Source organism: Actinopolyspora mortivallis DSM 44261 (assembly GCF_000384035.1).
Lineage (GTDB): Bacteria > Actinomycetota > Actinomycetes > Mycobacteriales > Pseudonocardiaceae > Actinopolyspora > Actinopolyspora mortivallis.
This window is the reverse complement of record NZ_KB913024.1, coordinates 1810991-1830810: the sequence shown is the minus strand read 5'-3', so window position 1 is coordinate 1830810 and position 19820 is coordinate 1810991. Positions and strand designations below refer to the sequence as shown.

Annotated in this window: 22 protein-coding genes, 1 tRNA gene and 1 pseudogene; 13 read left to right on the top strand and 11 right to left on the bottom strand. The window is 67.5% G+C overall.

Annotated elements, in window-relative coordinates; translation table 11 throughout:
• Positions 1-22 precede the first annotated feature (22 nt).
• Both ACTMO_RS0108835 and ACTMO_RS22915 read right to left on the bottom strand, forming a co-directional pair.
• Positions 23-289: a hypothetical protein gene (locus tag ACTMO_RS0108835; protein WP_157062848.1), complete on the bottom strand. Its 267-nt coding sequence runs from the start codon at positions 287-289 to the stop codon at positions 23-25.
• 141 nt (positions 290-430) lie between these two features.
• Positions 431-784: a hypothetical protein gene (locus tag ACTMO_RS22915; RefSeq protein WP_157062847.1), complete on the bottom strand. Its 354-nt coding sequence runs from the start codon at positions 782-784 to the stop codon at positions 431-433.
• Between the two features lie 567 nt (positions 785-1351).
• On the opposite strand from ACTMO_RS22915, the pseudogene ACTMO_RS24075 reads away from it, so the two are divergent.
• The 7 genes and pseudogenes from ACTMO_RS24075 to ACTMO_RS23885 all read left to right on the top strand — a co-directional run bounded on the left by ACTMO_RS24075 (position 1352) and on the right by ACTMO_RS23885 (position 4978).
• Positions 1352-2232: pseudogene (locus tag ACTMO_RS24075) on the top strand (recombinase family protein).
• Between the two features lie 346 nt (positions 2233-2578).
• Complete coding sequence (locus ACTMO_RS22910; protein ID WP_157062846.1) at positions 2579-3079, top strand: hypothetical protein; 501 nt, start codon at positions 2579-2581, stop codon at positions 3077-3079.
• Between the two features lie 163 nt (positions 3080-3242).
• The gene (locus tag ACTMO_RS0108825; protein WP_019854319.1) at positions 3243-3539 is read left to right on the top strand and encodes a hypothetical protein; all 297 of its coding nucleotides are present in this window, start codon (positions 3243-3245) and stop codon (positions 3537-3539) included.
• Between the two features lie 35 nt (positions 3540-3574).
• Entirely contained in the window at positions 3575-3748 is a 174-nt protein-coding gene (locus ACTMO_RS0108820; protein WP_157062845.1) for a hypothetical protein, read from the top strand.
• Positions 3745-4041 carry a hypothetical protein gene (locus ACTMO_RS22905; RefSeq protein WP_157062844.1) on the top strand — a complete coding sequence of 99 codons (297 nt, stop codon included), beginning with the start codon at positions 3745-3747 and terminating at the stop codon, positions 4039-4041. The genes ACTMO_RS0108820 and ACTMO_RS22905 overlap by 4 nt, the downstream gene beginning before the upstream one ends.
• Before the next feature lie 224 nt (positions 4042-4265).
• On the top strand, positions 4266-4583 hold the full coding sequence (locus tag ACTMO_RS0108810; protein ID WP_019854316.1) for a hypothetical protein: 318 nt from the start codon (positions 4266-4268) through the stop codon (positions 4581-4583).
• Positions 4583-4978 (top strand): site-specific integrase, encoded by a 396-nt coding sequence (locus tag ACTMO_RS23885; RefSeq protein ID WP_084792100.1) that lies wholly within the window; start codon positions 4583-4585, stop codon positions 4976-4978. Before ACTMO_RS0108810 ends, ACTMO_RS23885 begins: the two co-directional genes overlap by 1 nt.
• Positions 4979-5052: 74 nt before the next feature.
• On the opposite strand, the gene ACTMO_RS22900 is transcribed toward ACTMO_RS23885, so the two are convergent.
• The 5 genes from ACTMO_RS22900 to fdh form a co-directional block, all read right to left on the bottom strand.
• Positions 5053-5196 carry a hypothetical protein gene (locus ACTMO_RS22900; RefSeq protein WP_019854314.1) on the bottom strand — a complete coding sequence of 48 codons (144 nt, stop codon included), beginning with the start codon at positions 5194-5196 and terminating at the stop codon, positions 5053-5055.
• 28 nt (positions 5197-5224) lie between these two features.
• Positions 5225-5827, bottom strand: a complete 603-nt coding sequence (locus tag ACTMO_RS0108795; protein ID WP_019854313.1) for a GNAT family N-acetyltransferase — start codon at positions 5825-5827, stop codon at positions 5225-5227.
• Between the two features lie 79 nt (positions 5828-5906).
• Positions 5907-6863 (bottom strand): NrfD/PsrC family molybdoenzyme membrane anchor subunit, encoded by a 957-nt coding sequence (gene nrfD / locus ACTMO_RS0108790; RefSeq protein ID WP_019854312.1) that lies wholly within the window; start codon positions 6861-6863, stop codon positions 5907-5909.
• Positions 6860-7771 (bottom strand): 4Fe-4S dicluster domain-containing protein, encoded by a 912-nt coding sequence (locus ACTMO_RS0108785; protein WP_019854311.1) that lies wholly within the window; start codon positions 7769-7771, stop codon positions 6860-6862. The genes nrfD and ACTMO_RS0108785 overlap by 4 nt, the downstream gene beginning before the upstream one ends.
• Positions 7761-11102 (bottom strand): formate dehydrogenase, encoded by a 3342-nt coding sequence (gene fdh, locus ACTMO_RS0108780; RefSeq protein WP_281167490.1) that lies wholly within the window; start codon positions 11100-11102, stop codon positions 7761-7763. Before fdh ends, ACTMO_RS0108785 begins: the two co-directional genes overlap by 11 nt.
• A gap of 358 nt (positions 11103-11460) precedes the next feature.
• Between fdh and ACTMO_RS0108770 the strand changes: the two genes are divergently transcribed.
• The 4 genes from ACTMO_RS0108770 to ACTMO_RS0108755 are packed head-to-tail and all read left to right on the top strand — an operon-like array spanning position 11461 to position 14884.
• The gene (locus tag ACTMO_RS0108770) at positions 11461-11844 is read left to right on the top strand and encodes a helix-turn-helix domain-containing protein (RefSeq protein ID WP_019854308.1); all 384 of its coding nucleotides are present in this window, start codon (positions 11461-11463) and stop codon (positions 11842-11844) included.
• A gap of 60 nt (positions 11845-11904) precedes the next feature.
• The gene (locus tag ACTMO_RS20775; protein WP_019854307.1) at positions 11905-12444 is read left to right on the top strand and encodes an ImmA/IrrE family metallo-endopeptidase; all 540 of its coding nucleotides are present in this window, start codon (positions 11905-11907) and stop codon (positions 12442-12444) included.
• A complete protein-coding gene (locus tag ACTMO_RS20770; RefSeq protein ID WP_157062843.1) occupies positions 12444-13685 on the top strand; it encodes an MAB_1171c family putative transporter in 1242 nt (413 codons plus the stop codon). Before ACTMO_RS20775 ends, ACTMO_RS20770 begins: the two co-directional genes overlap by 1 nt.
• On the top strand, positions 13682-14884 hold the full coding sequence (locus ACTMO_RS0108755; RefSeq protein ID WP_019854305.1) for an amidohydrolase family protein: 1203 nt from the start codon (positions 13682-13684) through the stop codon (positions 14882-14884). Before ACTMO_RS20770 ends, ACTMO_RS0108755 begins: the two co-directional genes overlap by 4 nt.
• Before the next feature lie 31 nt (positions 14885-14915).
• Here ACTMO_RS0108755 and ACTMO_RS0108750 read toward each other — a convergent pair whose 3' ends face one another.
• Entirely contained in the window at positions 14916-16550 is a 1635-nt protein-coding gene (locus ACTMO_RS0108750; protein WP_019854304.1) for an MFS transporter, read from the bottom strand.
• Between the two features lie 103 nt (positions 16551-16653).
• Here ACTMO_RS0108750 and ACTMO_RS0108745 point away from each other — a divergent pair, with 103 nt between their 5' ends.
• Positions 16654-17325: a TetR family transcriptional regulator gene (locus tag ACTMO_RS0108745; RefSeq protein WP_019854303.1), complete on the top strand. Its 672-nt coding sequence runs from the start codon at positions 16654-16656 to the stop codon at positions 17323-17325.
• Positions 17326-17356: 31 nt separating this feature from the next.
• On the opposite strand, the gene ACTMO_RS0108740 is transcribed toward ACTMO_RS0108745, so the two are convergent.
• Both ACTMO_RS0108740 and selD read right to left on the bottom strand, forming a co-directional pair.
• On the bottom strand, positions 17357-18079 hold the full coding sequence (locus ACTMO_RS0108740; protein WP_019854302.1) for a nucleotidyltransferase domain-containing protein: 723 nt from the start codon (positions 18077-18079) through the stop codon (positions 17357-17359).
• A 28-nt stretch (positions 18080-18107) separates the two neighbouring features.
• Positions 18108-19109 carry a selenide, water dikinase SelD gene (gene selD, locus ACTMO_RS0108735; RefSeq protein WP_084792099.1) on the bottom strand — a complete coding sequence of 334 codons (1002 nt, stop codon included), beginning with the start codon at positions 19107-19109 and terminating at the stop codon, positions 18108-18110.
• Positions 19110-19169: 60 nt separating this feature from the next.
• Between selD and ACTMO_RS0108725 the strand changes: the two genes are divergently transcribed.
• Positions 19170-19265 (top strand) — tRNA-Sec (locus ACTMO_RS0108725).
• 28 nt (positions 19266-19293) lie between these two features.
• On the opposite strand, the gene ACTMO_RS0108720 is transcribed toward ACTMO_RS0108725, so the two are convergent.
• A complete protein-coding gene (locus tag ACTMO_RS0108720; RefSeq protein ID WP_157062842.1) occupies positions 19294-19452 on the bottom strand; it encodes a hypothetical protein in 159 nt (52 codons plus the stop codon).
• Positions 19453-19820: the final 368 nt, after the last annotated feature.

Here is a 19820-nt window from a genome sequence, read left to right as displayed (position 1 = left end):
GGTGCATAAAGTCGGGACGCTGTCAGTAATGGTTGGTGGAAGAGTCCTGAGCGAACTGTTCCCGTTCGTCACGCCATCCGGGAACCACGACGACTTCGCCGAGCCCCGCAACGTGCACTCCGCACGCGGTGGCGGCTTCGGAGAGCATCCGCACCGCATAGTCCACGGCTGCTCCGGCGCTGTCGGCGTCGAGGCCGAGAGTGGCATGCAACGCGCACGCGGTTCGCGCCGATTCGGCAGTCCAGCCGATCCACGCCTGCCATCCCTGATCGCGGATCCAGGTGCGCACCGCATGCAGTGTGGCCTCGTCCGGTGCGGTCGAAGCCACTAGCAGCTCCGGCCGCACCTCCCACGTGCGCCCCACCGTCGGGGGATCACTGGGACTCAGGGCATCGAGCTGATCAGTATAGTCCACATGACCATCCTGCCATCAGGCCGTGAGATACCGTGCGATCGAGGCGTTACGGTACTTCACACCAGGATTGTCTGACCGGTAGTACTGTGTGCACTGGATCCACCATCCCGTGCCGCTTGCACCCGGATCCCCGACCTTGGGAACGTAGCGTGGATTGGTCTTGCCGTTCGCGGGCACATACAGATCATCCAGATACGAAGCGGACTTGACCACTCGGCATCCGTACTGGGTGGTCCAGGTTTTCTCCGGACCGGAGGGCTTCTGCGAACACTGATACAGCCGAATTAACGCTTCGGTGACAGTGACATCGCGACCGACGCCGCATTCCCAGCGTGTTTTGGCAATGATTTTTCCGGTCCCCTTCGACACGTGGGGCGCGTTCGCGTTAGCCCAACACGAGGATGGTTCCGGCCGAGACGTCTGCTCTACCCCAGTGCGTGGCGTGTCTTGCGCCACCGCCGGCGCCGCCGACATCCCCAGCATCACCATCGCGGCAGCAGCACAGCTCAACAGAGCGCGAGATCCTCTCGCGATCATGAACAACCCTCCCAGACAACGACGTCCTCGAGCACAAGCCACGAGGACATTGACCGCAAGGAAGATTAATGGCATGCGTCCACATACAAAGCGACTAATCAGGGGAATATTGACCAAACAGGGATGACGCCAAACAGACGTCCGGCATGGAACAGACAGTCGACGGTTACTCGCGCGCCCAGCCTGCAAGAAGATCGACAATAACTCCAGATGAGTACACCCTTTGACGCTGACTGAGAAACGAAACTTTCTCACGCATGATCAACAATAGTCGCTTCGCGTCCCCGAGCTGCCCTGCGGGTGTCGAAAAAACGTGTTGGAAAAAGCGAGTGTCCACCAAGTCGATCACAGCCCTTTGTCGTACAGTCGACGCATCCGCGATCATGGAAGGTGCAGCCGATGACCGACGCTCCAGCCGAATTCGCCCTCGACGGCGACCCCCTCGACACGATCGGGGGCGACGCGCGCGTCGGCTACGCCCGGGTGTCCACTCACGAGCAGAACCTGCGCCGCCAAGTCGACGCGTTGACCGACGCCGGGTGCCTCCGGGTGTTCGAAGAAAAACTCATCAGCGGGAAAAACGCCGAACGCCCCGAGCTGACCGCCTGCCTGGACTACCTCCGCGAAGGCGACACCCTCATCGTCCTCGAACTCTCCCGTCTCGGCCGCAGCCTGCACGATCTGCTTTCCCTGGTCAGCGAGCTACGCAGACGCAACGTCGGGTTCACCTCGCTGCACGAGAACCTCGACACCACCCCGGCGGTCGCCTCGTGTTCCACGTCTTCGCCGCGCTGGCTGAATTCCTCCGAGAACTCATCGTCGACGGCACCCGCGAAGGCCTCGCCGCCGCGAAAGCCAACGGCGTCCGACTCGGCCGACCATCGGCCATGACACCCGAACAGATCCACCACGCCCGTGCCCTGCTCGCCGAACCCGACACCACCGTGGCCTCCATCGCACGCTCCTCGGCGTGTCCCGCTCCACCATCTACAAATACGTCCCCGAACTCAGCACCAACCAGACTTTCGAACCCGGATCCGTCCCACACTCAACACGTCCGAGCTAAAACCAGCCCCTCGTTCCTGCGACCGGACCATCCACGGCTACAGCACAGCCCCACCCTCGAGCTCTATTCCGTCTACCTTGCGGCCCGGCGTAACGACCGGAGAACTGGGCCCTCTACCGCAGTTCCCACTGGTCACAGTGACCTCGATGCCGTGCTTCGGCCACATCCGCGGCAAAACCACGCACCAACGTGGCGCGGTGTGCGCCCAGACTGACGAACTCGCGCAGCGGTGGCGGCTGCACGTCCGCGTGGGCCTCGCTCCTCTTTGTAGATCTGTCGACCCTATCGCGAGCCATAACAAATGTGCCGCTAATCACGTAACAAACATTGTCGACGCGCCGCTGTTGCTCCGTTCGAGTGGCTCATGGAAATGAATATTGCTCATATCGGACAAAGTCGATCAAATGTGGGTGTCTAACTCAGCTATTACCAGGAATTGATATGAAAAACCCACTCAAAAAGCTCGTCAGGGCGTACCTTCACGCCCGCGCAGTGCCACTACCGCATCGACGAAGCAGACGCCGACGCTGACCACCATTGCCGATTCCGATCAGGTTCAGTTGACCTGGGATTCCGTGAAAGGGGCCGCAAAGTACGAAGTTCGTCGCGACGGAAAGTTGCTGAAGACTACCACGGAGACAACGTTCATCGATTCTGAGGTGGAGCAAGGCACTCAGAACCATTACGTGGTGCAGGCCCTGACTCCGGAGACGACTCCGCTCAAGGACCGTCTGCAAGCCCCGGGCGTGGTCGCACAAAACACGGTGCCAGAAACACCGGCCTTCGGGATTCCCCAGGAGAAAAGCAACCGCGGCCCGGACGGTAAACCGTTGCCACCTCCTGCCAAGAACCCGCAGGTCGAAGATGGTCGGACCGTGGTGATGGGCGGTGTTGTCCGGATTCCCGCTGGAGAGTCCCCGCAGCAGGCCCGTACCGTGCTCGACAGGCGTGACCGAGCAATGACGCAGGCTCTCAGCTCAACCGTGCGCCATCAAGCCTTCATCGCTCCTCCGGGCACCAGCGTTTCCGTGCGAGATCGAAGGCGGCTACTTCAGCGGTGACAACCGCGGTTTCGACGCGACCTCGAATCGGTTCCGCGCCCAGCTGGAAGCGTTCATCGACTGGCCCGCCGCAGAAGTTCTGCAGACGAAGGCCACCCACGATACGAAACACATCAACGGTGCGGGCGAGGTCCTCAAACGGGCCAATGCCGGGACCGAGGACATGGACATCTTCTGGTACCCGGACGGCACCAACACCATTCAGGCACGCTTCCGTGCCGAGCACGCAATCGGTAACCCGTTCTGCGTCGCGGGAAAAATCACCTATGACTGGCGCGCTCTAGTTTACAGGGACGGCTACTACACTCTCGAGGGAGACTACTACCCCGTCCCGCACCACGGGATCTATCTCGCGACCGGCTTGACCGGGTGGCGGATCGTCCACGAGCGGAAGAACCAAGGATTCGCCTGCTTGACCGGTATATGCGGTAAGGAAAACATCCGGGCGGGAAACCTGTAGAGAGGGACAGCATGCAACGCTCGACGACACCAGACATGACGTCGCCGTCGCGCAGGCTGCTCGCTGGTGCCGTGGTCGCGGTCCTGGCCGCGATCACGGCACTCCTGGTCGAAGGAGTACTCGGCTCCGCAGCCAACGGTGTGCCGTTGGATGGCGACACCCTCACCGATCATCTCGCCAGCACGGGGCGGCAACAGTGCCATACGTGACGGTGACGGTACTGGTTCTCGGCGTTCCAGTGGCAGCACTCCTCGAATGGGTATGTCGGCGTGCCAACCTGTTGACCACCGTGGCAAGCTTTGCGGTAGCAGGGTGCGTAACCGGCATCGTGGTCTCGATGGCGATCACCGGCAGTATCGTGCTGCAGTTCGTATGGCCCGCTATCGCCGCAGCCGTGCTGGGCCGCAGTCTCGGTGATCCCCTGGCACGGCGACCGATTCCTTTCATCATGGCCGGACTCGCGGTTGCCGCACTGATGGTTGCCGCTTTCGTCTCCGCATGAACGTGCATCACAGGCCGGAGAACCCTGGCACGGTGCTGGCCACCGTGACCTGTCCTTCACGGTGCCAGCAGCTACGCTTGTCACCGATGCGGACCGTTGCCGGCACTATGGATTGTTACGAAACGTCGCCGGCAGCGACCGTCGCTGCCGGAGCAGCGCTGGCCACGTGGACCGTGCTGCCAGGACGTAGCCCTGCTGCCGGTTTCGGGGTTCACCTCCTCAACATGACCAGTCTGATTCCGTTAGTAGCCGGGATCGTGGTCCTCATCGGCGTCTCCGTCGCTCTGCTCACCGAACGGCTGTGCCACAACGCCGGTGCACCAATGATCCTGGTGGCATTTGCGAGCGCTGGCATAGTGGCCGGAGTCGTCACTTCGCTGCTGTTCACAGGCGGCTTCACACATCAGTTCCTGTGGCCAGCTATCGTGGCTGCTGTGGTCGGGCGTGCCGGGGCGGGTTTGCTGGCCGCCCGTCCCCGCCTGCTTGTATTGGTTCTTCTGCTCACCGTCACAGCCCCGGTGGGTAGCGTGCTCATACACTGATGCCCCCCTGTGATTCAGTTTCTGAGCAGGCCAGGCCAAAAAGCAGCTATAACGACCAGACTGGCCCCCAACAGCTGACTCGGCGGCGCTGTGGCTCAACCGACGCGACGGACAGCTATCCGTGCACAGCATCAACAGCATTCTCCGCCAGATCGCTACCGCGGCCGGGCTCTGGTGCACGACTCCGGACCGGATGCGGGGAAAGCGCGGGTGCATCCCCTACGCTGCGACACACCTTCGGCACCCAGCTGGTGCGAAGCGGCGTTGACATGGCCAACATCGCCGACGCCGACCTCATGGGCCACGCCAAGCTCGATTCCACCCGCGTCTACACCCCCTCCTCGGCTGCCGATCGCGCTCGCGCCATCGACACCACACTGATCGTCGACATATGACACACCTCGGCTGCACCTGGTGACACGCCCCTTACCGGCACCCCATCTCGCAGATGCCTCGGCGATTCCACCCGTCAGGCCGTGACCACCTGGGGCGCGACGTCGGCGAACATCCCGGTCGGTACGCCGACAGCCCGCACGGACTCCAGTTTGGCGATCTCGGCCAGCATCGTGTTCAGGCTGACGTTGCCCGGATCTGACCGAATCGTCGCCAGCACCTCGGCACCGTCCTCGCCGTCGTCCCTGTCACCGGCGGGGAGCCCGCCACATCGTCCAGGTGAGTGGTCCTCCGTCGGGCACCTGGACCTCCGTTTGAACCTCGAACCCGAAACGCCGGTAGATCTCCACGTTCCGTTCGTCCGAGGTTTCCAGGAAGGATGGGACCCCGGCACGGTCGGCCTCCTGCAGTCCGGGCCGGATCACCACCCCGGCCAGTCCCCGGCCCTGCTGGGAGGGATCCACCCCGACGCTGCCGAGAAACCACACCGGATCCCGAGGGCGATGGGGTGCCAGCGCGGTTTCGGCCCGTTCGAAGTACTCCCACCGGTCGCCGGCCAACTCGACGAACCGGCCGGTCAGCTCGGCGAACACTGCCCCCACACCCGTGCTCTCCGGCGTGGTCCACACCGACACCGCCTCGCATCCCGGGGTGACCCACACCCGCCCGTGTTCCAGACCGACACGGGAGAGGAACAGGCGCTGGAACTCCGCCAACCGCCGCTCGTGCTCCTCGGCGGCGATCACGTGCCGGGTCCACGGGTAGTCCGCGAAGGCGCGGCACAACGTGCCCACGGCCGCTTCCACGTCCTCGTTCCGGGCGGGACGTGCCTGTGGGGAAGCAGCGGTCACGGACGAACCTCCCTGGTCACACGGAAACGATCACCGCGATACTACTCGCCCGCACCGGCGGCGAGCGTGCTCCTGCCTCTCACCCCTCGGACCGGTGATCGGGGGAGTCCTCATCCCGCCGGGCACGTTCCCGCTGCGGCACCACCGTGTAGTACGGGTCCCGCGCGGTTGTCCGCCCGGCCTCGAACACCCCGTAGCGGGTCGCCGCCGAGGCCGCCGTGCCACACACCCCCGCCAGCCAGGCGGCCGTCCCGCCACGCCCGGCACGCAGCGCCGCCCCCGCGGCGACCACGGCCAGCGCGCGGGCCGCCCGCAGCACGTTGCCGGCCCGGCCGGTGCGGTAGGCCTCGGAGATCCTGCCCGCCCTGCGCTCCATCAGCGAACCGGAGACCAGCTCGCCCACGGCGCCGAGGACGGTCATGCGTCGGGCCGGCAGTGACTGCTCCCGCGGTGTCAACGCCGTGGCCAGCGCCCCGGCACCCAGCACCGCGCTGGAGGCGAACACGAAGGGAAGCTCGCGGTGCACCTCGTGCCAGCCGGGCACCGCCGTGTCGGCCAGCAGCACGGCGGTGTAGGTGGTCATCCCCGTGCCCAGCACGGCGCCGACCACCGAGGCCGGCCTGGCGAGGAAGGGAGCGATCCCGGTGACCTCCGAGGCCGCCACCGCCGTGGTCACCGCCGAGAACGGCGCGAGGATCCACGAGCCCACACTCAACGGAGAGGTCGGCTTGAACACGCGCAGCATGTTCAGAAACCGCGCCGGGCGTCCGAGATCGTGCACCAGGGCCAGCACACTGGCGGCCGAGCCGCCCGCCGCGCACAACCTCCCCACCCGACGCAGCCGAGTCTGCCCACGGACCCCGGCCACCGCGGCCATGACCGCCGAGGATCCCGCCGTGCCACCGAGATAGAGGTAGGCGGGCACGTCCGGCACCTTCCAGGTGGGTTCCTTGATGACGGGACGGCCGTAGTAGGACCGGAAGGGCGGCCTGTCCTCGGAGGGCCGCCGCGTCGCCTCCACGTCCCCGGGACTCACCGACCACCTCCCCAGAAACACCCCACCACGGCCGCCGCGGCGGCCACCGCCGCCCCGGCCGCGCACAGGGCCATCGTGGGCAGATCCCGCGTGGTCACCACCGGATCCGGAGGCAGTCCGTAGACCTCCGGCTCGTCCAGCAGCAGGAAGAACGCCCCGTCACCGCCCACCCCGTCGTCGGGCTCGTGCCCGTAGAGCCGGGCCTCACTGATTCCCTGCTCGTGGAGCTGTTCGAGACGGTGCTGGGCACGCTGCCGCAGTTCCTCCAACGGCCCGTACTGGATGGACTCGGTGGGACAGGCCGTGGCACAGGCGGGGGCCAACCCCTCCCCCAGTCGGTCCTGGCAGAGCGTGCACTTGAACGCTCCCCCGTCGGAGGGGCGTACGTCGATCACCCCGTAGGGGCAGGCGGGCACGCAGTAGCCGCATCCGTTGCACACCTCGTCCTGCACCACCACGGTGCCGTGCTCACTGCGGAACAACGCCCCCGTGGGACACACGTCCAGACAGGCGGCATGGGTGCAGTGCTTGCACACGTCGGAGGACATCAGCCAACGCAGCTCCCCGGACTCCTCCGCCTCGGGGACGGTGGAACCCCCCATGCCGGGCATCCCGAGATCCACCCGGGCGCGGCTGGCCGGGTCGATGCGCTGTTCGACGAAGGCCACGTGCCGCCAGGTGCTGGCCCCCAACCCGCCGGTGTTGTCATAGGACATGCCGGTCAGCTCCAGACCGTCCTCCGGCAGCAGGTTCCACTCCTTGCAGGCGACCTCGCAGGCCTTGCAGCCGATGCACACGCTGGTGTCGGTGAAAAACCCCACCCGCGGCGGGTGCTGTGCCGGATACCCCGCCTCACGGCTCGGATCCGCCAACGGTCCGCTGAGGCGGTTGAGGGCGTCATCGCTCATCGTGCTCCCCTCCCTCGTCCTCCCCGCTCCCCTCCGAACGGGCGGTGTCCTCGACGCGTGTGGTCCCGGTCAGGTCCGTGATCCCGGCCCGCCGTCGGTAGTCGGCCAACAGCCGGTGCAGCTGTCGTCCGCGCGGACGTCTGCCCGCGAGAATGTCGCAGGTCCCCGCCTTGGTCTCCATGATGTGCACGTTGGGATCCAAGGCGACCCCGATCAGCTCGTTGGCCGCGTCCCCGGTGCTCAACCCGTTCGGTCCCCAGTGCCAGGGCAGCCCGATCTGGTGCAGGACGGTGCCGCCGAGACGCAGCGGACGCATCCGCGGGGTGACCAGCACCCTGGCCTCGATCGCGGCGCGGGCGGTGACCACCGTGGCCCACTGTCCGTGGACGAGCCCGCGTTGTTCGGCCACCTCGGGGGAGACCTCCACGAACATGGCCGGGGCCAACTCGCTCAGATGCGGCAGCCACCGGCTCATCCCGCCCGCGGTGTGGTGTTCGGTGAGCCGGAAGGTGGTGAACACGTACGGAAAGACCTCCGAACCCGGTTCGGCCCCACTGGGCTGGTACGGGTTCTCCGGCCGCGGATAGAGCTGCCGGGCCGGGTTGCGCTGCACCCTGTGGAGAGGGTTGGACAGCGGGGACTCCTGGGGCTCGTAGTGCGTGGGAAGCGGGCCGTCCACCATGCCCGTCGGCGCGTACAGCCAGGCCCGCCCGTCGCTCTGCATGACGAACGGTTCGTCGCCGCGCAGCGCCTCCGGACCGACCGCGTCCGGGCCGGGTTCGTGGTCCGGTGGCGTGGCGGCGTCGAAGTCGGGCACGTCGTGGCCGGTCCAGCGTCGCCGTTCGGGATCCCACCACACGTAGGCCTTGTGCGTGCTCCACGGGTTGCCCCGGGGATCCGCGGAGGCGCGGTTGTACAGGAGACGCCGGTTGGCCGGCCAGGCCCAGCCCCACTCGGGGGCCACCCAGGACTGTTCCTGGCCCGGCCGCCGTCGGGCCGCGCGGTTGACCTCCCCGGCGTAGACCCCGCAGTAGATCCAGCAGCCGCAGCGTGTGGAGCCGTCGGAACGCAGCTGGGTGTAGGCGGACAGGGCGTTACCGGCCTCGTCGACTCCGTTGATCTCCCGCAGCACCGCCGCCGCGCTGGGCTCGGCGATCTCCCCCTCGGTGGGGTAGTTCCAGGTCAGTTCGAGCACCGCGCGGTCGCGCCGCCGCTGCCGTGGGCCGCGGTGGTGCTGACGGGCGGCCAGCTTGGCGCGGATCCTGACACCGAGATGGTAGTAGAACCACAGGTCGCTGCGCTGGTCGCCGACCGGTTCGACCGCCTTGTGGTGCCACTGCAGCATCCGCTGGGTGTTGGTGAAAGTGCCGTCCTTTTCGGTGTGGGCCGCCGCTGGCAGGAAGAAGACCTCCGTACCGATCCGTTCCGGACCGGTCTCGCCGTCGACGACCTCGGGGCCGTCCTTCCAGAAGGTGGCGGTTTCGATCAGGTTCAGGTCACGCACCACCAGCCAGTCCAGACTGGCCAGCCCCATCCGCTGCTGGCGGGAGTTGGCCGTGCCCACCGCCGGGTTCTCCCCGACCACGAAGTATCCCCGCACCTTCCCGTCGATCTGGTCCATCACGGTGTGGAAGTTGCCGTGGTCGCCGGTCAGCCGCGGCAGACGGTCGAAACAGAAGTCGTTGTCGGCCACGGCATGCTCGCCCCACCACGCCTTGAGCAGGCTGACCAGGTAGCTGCGCATGTTGGCCCAGTACCCTTTGGCGGCGCTGTCGGCGGCCACGAAGGAGTCCAGGTCGAGGTGGGGGTGCGCCTGGGGCATGGGGATGTAGCCCGGCAGCAGGTCGAACAGCGTGGGGATGTCGGTGGAGCCCTGAATGCTGGCGTGTCCGCGCAACGCGAGGATCCCCCCACCGGGTCTGCCGATGTTGCCCAACAGCAGCTGCAGGATCGAGGCCGCCCTGATGTACTGCGCCCCCACCGTGTGGTGCGTCCAGCCCACCGCGTAGGCGAAGGCCGACGTGCGCTCCCGTCCCGAGTTCGCCACCAACGCCTCGGCGACCTGCCGGAAACGGTGCCGGTCCACCCCGCAGGCCCGCTCCACGAACTCCGGCGTGTAACGGGCGAAGTGGCGTTTGAGGATCTGGAACACGCAGCGCGGATGGCGCAACGTCGGGTCGAGTTCGGGCGTCCCCCGGTAGACGGGCCCACCCGAGCCCGCCCGTTCCGGGCCACCGGCGGGCGGCTCCCACCCCGAGGGGGACTCCGGCCCGCCTGGACCGAACAACTCGTCCCAGTGGTCCCGCTCGCCGGCCGAGGCGTTGACCCGGGATCCCTCGTAGTGCCAGGTGGTGGCATCGTAGTGCCCCTCGGCGAACCCGGAGAACAGTCCGTCCAGGTCCTCGGTGTCGAGGAACTCCTCACCGACGATCATCGGGGCGTTGGTGTAGGCGGCCACGTACTCGTGGAAGTAGTGCCCTCCGGTGAGCACGTGGTTGATCAGGCCGCCCAGGAAGGCGATGTCACTGCCGGCGCGCAGCGGCACGAACGTGTCGGCCAGCGCCGAGGTCCTGGTGAACCGCGGGTCGACGTGGATGATGTGCGCGCCGCGCCGTTTGGCCTCCATCACCCACTGGAACCCGACCGGGTGTGCCTCGGCCATGTTGGAACCCTGGATGACCACACAGTCGGCGTGCTGCAGATCCTGCTGGAAGGTCGTGGCCCCTCCCCGCCCGAAGGAGATTCCCAGACCGGGAACCGTGGAGGAGTGTCAAATGCGGGCCTGGTTCTCGATCTGGATGGCGCCGAGCGCGGTGTAGAGCTTCTTCATGAGGTAGTTCTCCTCATTGTCCAGCGTGGCTCCACCCAGGCTCGCGACGCCCATGGTGCGGTTCAGCGCGGCACCGTTCTCGTCGGTCGACTCCCAGGTCTCGTCGCGGGTGCGGATCACCCGCTCGGCGATCATGTCCAGTGCCGTGTCCAGATCGAGGTCCTCCCACTCGGTGCCGTACGGACGGCGGTAGCGCACCCGGCTCTCCCGGCTGGGAGAGGTGACCAACGACCGACTCGCTGCCCCCTTGGGGCAGAGTCTGCCGCGGCTGACCGGCGAGTCCGGATCACCCTCGATCTGGGTGACCGCGCCGTCGCGCACGTACACGCGTTGGGCGCAGCCCACGGCGCAGTACGGGCAGACCGAACCCACCACCGCGTCGGACTCGGCGGTGCGGGCGCGTTCGGTGTCCGTGCGGCGGGACCGGGCGGCCCGGCCCCTGCCGAGCGGGTCCTCGCCGGTGATCTGGCGCAGCACCGGCCAGCGCAGCCATTCCCGCATCGCCGAACCACCCCCTCGGTGCTCCGGTGACCATGCTGGTCCCGCACGGCGGCCCCCGCAACCGCGAGACGGGTTCACGCGACTTCCGTCCCGGCAGGCCCGGGGACCGAGGCCCTACCCCCAGAAAGGGCCTCGGCGGGCCGGGTTCCCGCGCCCACACACCGGCCCCATCGAGGTGCGGCGGCGTTTCCGTGGTCGAGGGCGTGTTCACTCACCTGATCGAGGACACCACGACGTCGGCTACGGTTGACAGCGTCCGGGACGACAGTAAAGCCCACTTGCCGTTCCGTCAACTAAAGACGACACTGAAGTGGGCAGCGTCAACCGCAGATGCCGTCCAAGGGGGAGGAGATCGACCATGAGTGACGAAACGTCCGACAGCCGGACCTCGTTCGGCGCGCGGCTGCGTTGGCTCATGGAAACCCACCCTCAGCCGGACGGGCGACCGTGGACACCGGGAAGTCTGGCCAAGGCCCTGACCGCGGCCGGTCACCGCGTCTCCCGGCAACACATCTGGAAACTGCTGCGGGACGGGGCCCAGCCCAGCTTCGCACTCGTCGACGCCGTGGCCGACGTGTTCGGCGTGGGCGTGGAGACGTTCAGCGAACGCGCCGAACCGGAACTGCCCGCGGCGCTGTACCGCGCCGGCGAACTGCCGCCCGAACAGCTCGCCCACCTCGTCCAGTTCGTACGCTTCCTCGAATCCCAGGTGGAACACCCCCACCAGGACCCGGACCAGTGAGACCCTCGACGCCCCACACGGGGGACACCGGTCGCGAGCACGGGAACGGAGGTCGCAAGAGTGCTCAGTGGTGAGAACACACACCGGCGGTGGGCCCAACGCCGACGTGAAAGACGGCTGCGCCGCGACCTGCGCGCCACGCTGCGGGCCGCCGGAATCGACCACCCCATGGACATGACCGAGGTCTGCCACCGGCTCTCACGACAACGCAGCCGACCGATCCACGCCACCGAGTACCCACTGGCGGCCAACGGACCCTTCGGGCTGTGGATACCGGGACGCAAGTCCGAATGGATCCTGTTCCAGTCACAGACCACCCCGCTGCACCAACAGCACATCATCGCCCACGAACTCGGCCACATCCTCTGCGGACACCGCCCCGACCCGATCCTGCCCGGAGACGGGGTCGACCCCACCTCCTTCGACTGGGGAACCCTGCGCCGCACCGCCTACGACACCGCCCAGGAACACGAGGCCGAGATCACGGCGACCCTGCTGCTGGAGACCGCACGCACCTGGACCGAGATCTCCCTGCCCACCGGCTCGGCCCGGGCCCGACGGGCCCAACGGACACTCAGCCACCAGGCGAGGTGGTTGTGATGCTCTGGCTGACAGTGCACCTCATCGTCTGCGGAGTCCTGGCGGTGTTCCTCATCCGGCTGCTCCGCGACCCACGCAACCCCGCCCTGTGGGCGGTGGTCGCCTGCCTGGTCCTGCAGGCCGCGGGATACTGGCTGCAGGAACTGGCCTATGCGGACGCGGCGGACCAACGACAGGGAAACGGACTGGCCAAACTGGCCCAGAACGTGGTACTGCACGCCAAGTACTTCGCGCTGGCGCTGTTCTTCCTCTTCTCCCTCGGCGGTCAACACGCCCGCCGACGAGCCCGTCGGGAACTCGCGCTGCTGCTGCTCACGGCCGTACTGATCACCACCGCCATGTACGCGACCCCACCCCCGCTGCGCGACCACTCCTTCTCCACCGCCGACATGAGCGTGACCCCCATCGCGGCGTTCTACCTCCTCGGCGGCCTGTACTTCATCCACATCCTCACCCTCACCGCACGGTGGGCCTGGCAGTACGGCGCGGAATCCGACCGCCGACTCCGGGCCGGCCTGCGCACCGCCGCCGTCGGGATGACGCTGCAAGCCCTCGCCAGTCTGCTGCGGGCCGGCTTCGTGATCATCCGGTGGTCCGGCGGCACCGTCCCCGACCCCGTCAACACCGCCACCCTGGCACTGCTGATCGTGGCCAACCCACTGTTCGTCGCGGGCCTGCTGCTGGCGCTCACCCGTACCCAGCTCGCCCGCCTCCGCACGTGGACACGCCACCGGCGGTACTGGCGCCAGCTCCGTCCCCTCTGGGAAGTGCTCCACCCTCTCTACCCAGAAGCCACACTCACCTCCCGCGCCGGCGGAACCCACACGCACGGACAGAACTGGCCCGCCACCCGCACCCACCGCCTGTTCTGGCGCCGCTACGTCGAGTGCCGGGACGGACTCGTACAGCTCAGTCCCGATCTCGCCGAGGCCGGCTACGACCCGCAGGCCCCTCCGGCCGAGCAAGCCGCCGCCCTGCACGAGGCGGTGCGCCGCCAACTGGCCTCCAGACAGCCGTACCTCTCCCTCGCGGGCTACGACCCCCAAGCCCCGGTCGAACAGCGCGCCGAGACGATGCGGGAAGCGCTGCGCCGCCAACGCGCCTCACCCGAGTACGAGCCCGACCCGCGTTCGGCCGTTCCGGTGCTGACCAGCACCGACGTCGAGGCCGACCTCGACCAGCTGCTGACCCTCTCACAGGCCGTGCACGACCACCCTCCCCCCGACGAGGCCCACTCATGAAACTGATCACCGCCCACCGTGTCCTGCTCGGCCCGGCCGAACACGCCCTGCACGACGGGGCCGTGCTGCTGGACGGCACCCGCATCCACGCGGTGGGACCACGACAGGAGCTCGCCCACCACCTCCCCGCAGACACCCCCAGGGAACACCACCCGCACGCGACCCTGCTGCCCGGGCTGATCAACATGCACGTGCACCTGTCCTTTGACAGCGGCCCGGACCCCGTCGCGACCCTGCGGGACCAGGACGAGGACAGCCTGCTGTCCGCCATGCTCGAACGCGCCCAACAGGCACTGCGAGCCGGAGTGACCACCGTGCGCGACCTGGGGGACCGGGACGGCGCGGCGTTGCGACTCCGCACCCGCATCGCCCACGAGGAACTCGCCGCCCCACGCATCCTCGCCGCGGCGGCCCCGCTGACCGTCCCCCACGGACACTGCTGGTTCCTCGGCGGCGTGGTCGAGCACGAACACGACATCCGTGAGCGCGTGCACCGGACCGCCGCCCAGGGCGCCGACCTCGTCAAGGTGATGGCCTCCGGTGGCCAACTCACCCCCGGCTCCCCTCCCATGTGGCAGTCCCAGTTCACCCCCCACGAACTGTCCCTGATCGTGGACGAGGCCACCCGGCTGGGCCTGCCGGTGGCCGCACACGCCCACGGCAGCGACGCCATCGAAGCCGCCGTCCGGGCCGGGGTGAGTACCGTGGAGCACTGCACCTGGATGGGCCCCCACGGCCAGGACCGGCGCAGACACGTGGCCGAGAGAATGGCCGAACACGGCATCTACGCCTGCGCCGCCAGCTCCCGCAACTGGCGCGCCCTCGTCGACAGGGCGGGCCCGGAGAGAGCCCGCCAGATCCACGGCCGACTCAGCTGGATGGCCGACCTCGGAGTCCCACTGGTCACCGGCACCGACGCCGGTCTGCCCGGGTCGGTGTTCGACGACTTCGTCGGCGCCCTCGAACTGTACGAGTACCTGGGATTCACCCCGGCGACCATCCTCGACATGGCCACCGTCACCAGTGCCGCCGCCCTGGGCCTCGGCGACCGCCTCGGGCGGATCGCAGCGGGCTACGAGGCCGACCTGCTCGTGGTGGACGGCGACCCCCGCACCGACGGGCTCGCGGTTCTCCGTCATCCCCGGCGCGTGCTCACCCGTGGGCACACCGCCGTCGCCACCGACGGGCAGGACGGCTGAGTCGGCATTCGCCGCCGGACACCGAGCCGGCTCAGCCCCGCTCGGTGGCGGTGTCCGCGGACCGTGTTTCCTCCGCGGAGGAGACCGTGGTCGTGCCGGTCCTGCCAGGCAGGAAGAACCAGGCGACACAGGCGGCCAACGCGATCAGCCCCGCCGAGGCCAGGTAGGCGAGCTGAGAGGCCTCCATCCACGATCGGGAGACCTCCTGGGCGAGCTCCGCACCCCCCTCCGGCAGGGAACGGGCCACCTGCATTCCCCCGGGCAACGAGTCCTCGGCGGTCTGCCGGGCCTGCTCCGAAAGGCCGGTCAACGATCCGGACAGCCGGTTGGCGTAACTCCCCCCGAGCACACTGCCCAACACCGCCACCCCCAGCGAGGCCCCCACCTCACGGGTGACGTCGTTGGTGGCCGAGCCCATACCCGCCCGTTCCTTCGGAACATTGGCCATCAACTGATCGGTGGCCGGGGCCATGGCCAGCGACATGCCGGCCGCCGTGCACGACAGCGGAAGCAGGATGTGCCAGTAGGAGGACTCGACGGTCAGGGTACTCAACCCGGCCATACCGACAGCCGCGAGCAGCAGACCACCCGCGATGGTGTTACGCGGCCCGAACCGCCCCACGATCCTGGACACCTGCGGTGCGATCAGGATCATCATCACCGACATCGGCAACATCGCGGTGGAGGCCGTCAGCGGCGAGTAGCCGAACACCACCTGCAACGTCTGACTCAACGCGAAGAACACACCGATCATGGCGAAGAACACCAACGTCAACGCCACGGCCGAGGCGGAGAACCCGCTGTTGCGGAACAACCGCACGTCCAGCATCGGATCACGCTGCCGCCGTTCCCACAGCACGAACAGAGCCAGCAGCACGAGCCCCACCGCCACCAGGGACAGCGTGCGCGTGGACAGCCAGCCCACGTACTGGGCCTCGATCAGCGCGTAGACGGCGAGCGTGATCCCCGCCGTGGACAACAGCGCCCCCACGAAGTCCAAACCGCCGTGACCGCCCTCGGTGCCGGTGCGGGAGGGAATGTAGCGGATTCCGGCCAGCACCCCCACGAGTACCACCGGAACATTGATGACGAAAACCGACTCCCAGGAGAAGTACTCCAACAGCAGACCGGCCACCACCGGCCCCAGCGCGCTGCCCGCCCCCGAGACCGCGGCCCAGATCCCCACGGCCTTGGTCCGCTCCCCGCTCGGGAACACGCTGGTCAGGATGGACAAGGTCACCGGCATGATCATGGCCCCGCCCACACCGAGCAACGCCCGGGCCGCGATCAGTTCGGCACTGGAGCCGACGAACAGCCACACGTACACCGAGACGGCACCGAACAACACCATCCCGGCCTGCAGCATCCACTTGCGCCCGTAGCGGTCGGCGACGGAGGAGCTGGTGAACAGCAATCCCGCGAACACCAGCGCATAGGCATCGGAGAACCACTGTTGAGCGGCGGTGGAGGCTTCCAGGGCACGGGAGAGCTTGGGTAAGGCCACACTGAGTGAGGTGTTGGCGAGCATCGTCGCCGACAACGCCAGACACAGCACGAACAGGGTCGCCCACCTGCGTCGATAGACCGCGACCTCGATGCCTTCGGCAACGGCGCCCCGTTCGCCCGTGTTCGGCCTCGGTTCGGCGGTGGATCCGCCGTCGGACATACGCACTCCTTTCACCGCCCCCAGAATATGGCAGTACTGCCACTTGGCATACGTGGCAGTAAGCACAGTTGACGCTGAGCAGCGAATTCAGGAAGCTGACGCCATGACCACTGTGGCGGCCACTCCGGCCGAGGACACCGAACGACGCGGAAGAAGAGCGATCAAGGCCGCACGCACCCGGGCGAACATCGAGGCGGCCGCGCTGAAACTCTTCCACGAACAGGGTTTCGAAGCCACCACGATCGACCAGATCGCCAAAGCCGCCGACATCGCCCCCCGCACGTTCTTCCGCTACTTCCCCAGCAAGGACGCCGTCCTGTTCGGCGACCTCAGCGAGGAACTCGACCACGTCCGCCGGGCCCTGGACGAACGCGCCGAGGACGAACACCCCATGCGCGCCCTGGCCGTGGCGATGCTCGACGGAGCCGAACGCATCGAGGCCGACCGTGACCAGCACCTCATGCGCGCCGAACTGCTGAACGCCCTGGACTCCACCGGCGAGTACGAGATGCACCTGATGCGGCAGCGCTGGATGCAGGATCTCACCGAACTGGTCGCCGAACACCTGGGCACCGACACCAGCTGCGACCCTCGCCCCGGAGCCTGGTCGATGACCATGGTCTCCTGCTTCGGCGCGGCGATGCACTCCTGGCTGACCCGGCGGGACGGAACCACACTACGCACGATCCTCACCGAGGTGCTCTCCAGCACCGCCGACGGCCTGGGCGAGGCGGCGCAACAGGCCCGGGAGGGTGAGCGCTCCACTCAAACCTGAGGGACGAAGCGGCGCGGGACAGCCGGGGAAGTCACCGCTCCCCCGCCGCGGCCACCGCCTCGGAGCACAGCGCACGGGCCGCACGGACCGTCTCTTCCAAACAGTCGGGACGAGCCCGCCGCACGATCACGTCCAGCTCCTCCAGCCCCGCCCGGCTCAACAGACGTTTCTCGTTGGTGATCCACTCACCCCGGCCGGCCAGCACGGCATGCGCACTCTGTGAAGCGGCCTGAGTCAACAGCGCCGTGCACTGCGCCACCCTGCCGTAGGGAGCGTGATTGGCCCGCGCGTACTCGAACACAAACTCCGCGTAGGACCACCACGTGCTCCGGGCGGATTCCCGCAGCCGTGACGGGAAGTCCGGCCGGAGCAGCTGCCCACGCAGCACCCTGCCGGTGACCAGTTCCGCCGGCAGCAGATACGAGGGGATGCCGGCCAGGTGGAACAACAACGGTTCGAAACGGAACCTCCCCCGCTGTGCCCGCACGGTCTCGTGCTCGACCTCGTCGAGATCACGGAAATGGACGTCGACCGGGATGCCCTCCACCCGCAGCCAGGCACCACCGTTGAAGATCCTCCCCCAGGAGCCCAGCTCGGAGACCTCGCCGGGCCAGCCCACCTCCCGCAGGTTCTGCGGAGCGAACTCACCCCGGTAGTAGAGCGCGAAGTCCCAGTCACTGTCGACACGGTGAGTACCCAGCGCCCGTGATCCTCCGAGAGCCACCGCCTCCACACCGGGATGCTCACACAGCAAGCCCTTCGCCCGAGCTCTTCTTCCACGATCACCGCACGGTGATGTCGAACTCGCCCCGTTCCACGAGCTCACCGACCACGGGAAATCCCGGCAGCTGCCCGGCCACCAGCAGCCCTCCGGAAGTCTGGGCGTCGGCCAACAGCAACGCCCGCTCCTCGTCCACCGCGGACAGATCCGCGCCCTCCCGCACCCACGCGAGATTACGCCTGCTCCCGCCGCTGACGTATCCGTCCCGGACCGCCTGCCGGGCACCGTCCAACAACGGCACCGCCGCGGTCTCCACCACCGCGGAAACCCCACTGGCCCGGACCAGTTCACGTAGATGACCGAGCATCCCGAAGCCGGTCACGTCGGTGGCACACTCGACCCCGGCCTCCCTCGCCATCCGGGCGGCCTCCTCGTTGAGGGTGGCCATCGTCTCGACCGCCTCGGGGAAAACCTCCCCCGTGGCCTTGTGCCTGCTGTTGAGCACCCCGGTGCCCAGCGGTTTGGTCAACGACAACGGCAACCCGGGCTTGCCCGCGTCGTTGCGCATCAATCCGGACACCGGTGCTCGTCCCGTGACCGCCAGGCCGTACTTCGGCTCGGGATCGTCCACACTGTGCCCCCCGGCCAAGGGACAGCCAGCCAGCCCGGCGATCTCGGCTCCCCCACGCAGCACCCGCTCGGCCAGTTCGGTCGGCAGCACCCCCCTGGGCCAGCCCAGCAGGTTCACCGCGACCACCGGCACCGCCCCCATCGCGTACACATCGGACAACGCGTTCGCCGCGGCGATCCGCCCCCAGTCGTAGGGATCGTCCACCACGGGGGTGAAGAAGTCCGTGGTGGCCACGAGCGCGGTGTCCGTCTCCGTCCGAACGACGGCCGCATCGTCCCCGGCCCCCACCAGCAGATCACCACCGCCGGGCAGGTCGACGGAACCGAGCATGTCTCCGAGCTCGTCCGGCGGGATCTTGCAGGCACAACCTCCACCGTGCGCATAACGCGTCAGGCGGTATGTTTCGGAAGGAGAAACCTCGATGTCGGCCATGAACGCGAAACTAGAGCATCCGGCGCTCATCGGCATGACACGACGAGGTGAGATGTTCGGGGAGGCGTAAGGGTGCCTGGTGGCCCCCGCGGTCTTCAAAACCGACGTGGCCGAGCAACTCGGTCAGGCGGGTTCGATTCCCGTCCGCCTCCGCCACAAGCGGACGAGTTCGCGGCCCTCGTGGCTACTCCTCCCGTTGGGTCTCACGCCACCAGGAACGCAACCTGCCCAACACACCCGGACGTCTTTCCCCGTTCGGCCCCCCACCGCCCTCGCTCGGGGTGTCCACGGAGTCGAGTTGATTCGACTCGGTCGTAGCGTGCCACATCCAGTACGCCACCATGGATTCCACCTCGACCGGCCCGATCCGGATCTTCGGGCCGGTGGGCACCGCAACCACTCGACGACGCGGATGTTGAGCTCCTCCACCAGCTCACGTACGGCCCGCTCGGAACGCTGCTCCTCACCCGGGAAGACAGTCGGTCGATCTCCTTACGGAGCCGCACGGCGGGGGAAGCAGGGCCTCGGTGGAAAGGTCCTTCCGCTCGACGTACTTCTTCGTTCCGGGGAGAGTGTTGAACTCCTTGCGTTTTTTGGTGGTGTGAGTCTGTCGGTTCGCGTGGTTCTGTTGTTTTTTATTTCATTTAATACTGAAAAAACAGTGACAATCAATGTATTAAAGCACCGACAGGCGACGCGAGTGACACGCAC

Excerpts from the sequence above, each read along its gene's own strand:
- ACTMO_RS0108770 (WP_019854308.1), top strand. The coding sequence starts at position 11,461 with ATGAGTGACGAAACGTCCGACAGCCGGACCTCGTTCGGCGCGCGGCTG.
- ACTMO_RS0108785 (WP_019854311.1), bottom strand. The coding sequence starts at position 7,771 with ATGAGCGATGACGCCCTCAACCGCCTCAGCGGACCGTTGGCGGATCCG.
- ACTMO_RS0108745 (WP_019854303.1), top strand. The coding sequence starts at position 16,654 with ATGACCACTGTGGCGGCCACTCCGGCCGAGGACACCGAACGACGCGGA.
- selD (WP_084792099.1), bottom strand. The coding sequence starts at position 19,109 with ATGGCCGACATCGAGGTTTCTCCTTCCGAAACATACCGCCTGACGCGT.
- ACTMO_RS0108750 (WP_019854304.1), bottom strand. The coding sequence starts at position 16,550 with ATGTCCGACGGCGGATCCACCGCCGAACCGAGGCCGAACACGGGCGAA.
- ACTMO_RS0108820 (WP_157062845.1), top strand. The coding sequence starts at position 3,575 with ATGACGTCGCCGTCGCGCAGGCTGCTCGCTGGTGCCGTGGTCGCGGTC.
- ACTMO_RS0108825 (WP_019854319.1), top strand. The coding sequence starts at position 3,243 with ATGGACATCTTCTGGTACCCGGACGGCACCAACACCATTCAGGCACGC.
- ACTMO_RS23885 (WP_084792100.1), top strand. The coding sequence starts at position 4,583 with ATGCCCCCCTGTGATTCAGTTTCTGAGCAGGCCAGGCCAAAAAGCAGC.
- ACTMO_RS0108720 (WP_157062842.1), bottom strand. The coding sequence starts at position 19,452 with ATGGTGGCGTACTGGATGTGGCACGCTACGACCGAGTCGAATCAACTC.
- ACTMO_RS0108755 (WP_019854305.1), top strand. The coding sequence starts at position 13,682 with ATGAAACTGATCACCGCCCACCGTGTCCTGCTCGGCCCGGCCGAACAC.
- ACTMO_RS0108810 (WP_019854316.1), top strand. The coding sequence starts at position 4,266 with ATGACCAGTCTGATTCCGTTAGTAGCCGGGATCGTGGTCCTCATCGGC.
- ACTMO_RS20770 (WP_157062843.1), top strand. The coding sequence starts at position 12,444 with ATGCTCTGGCTGACAGTGCACCTCATCGTCTGCGGAGTCCTGGCGGTG.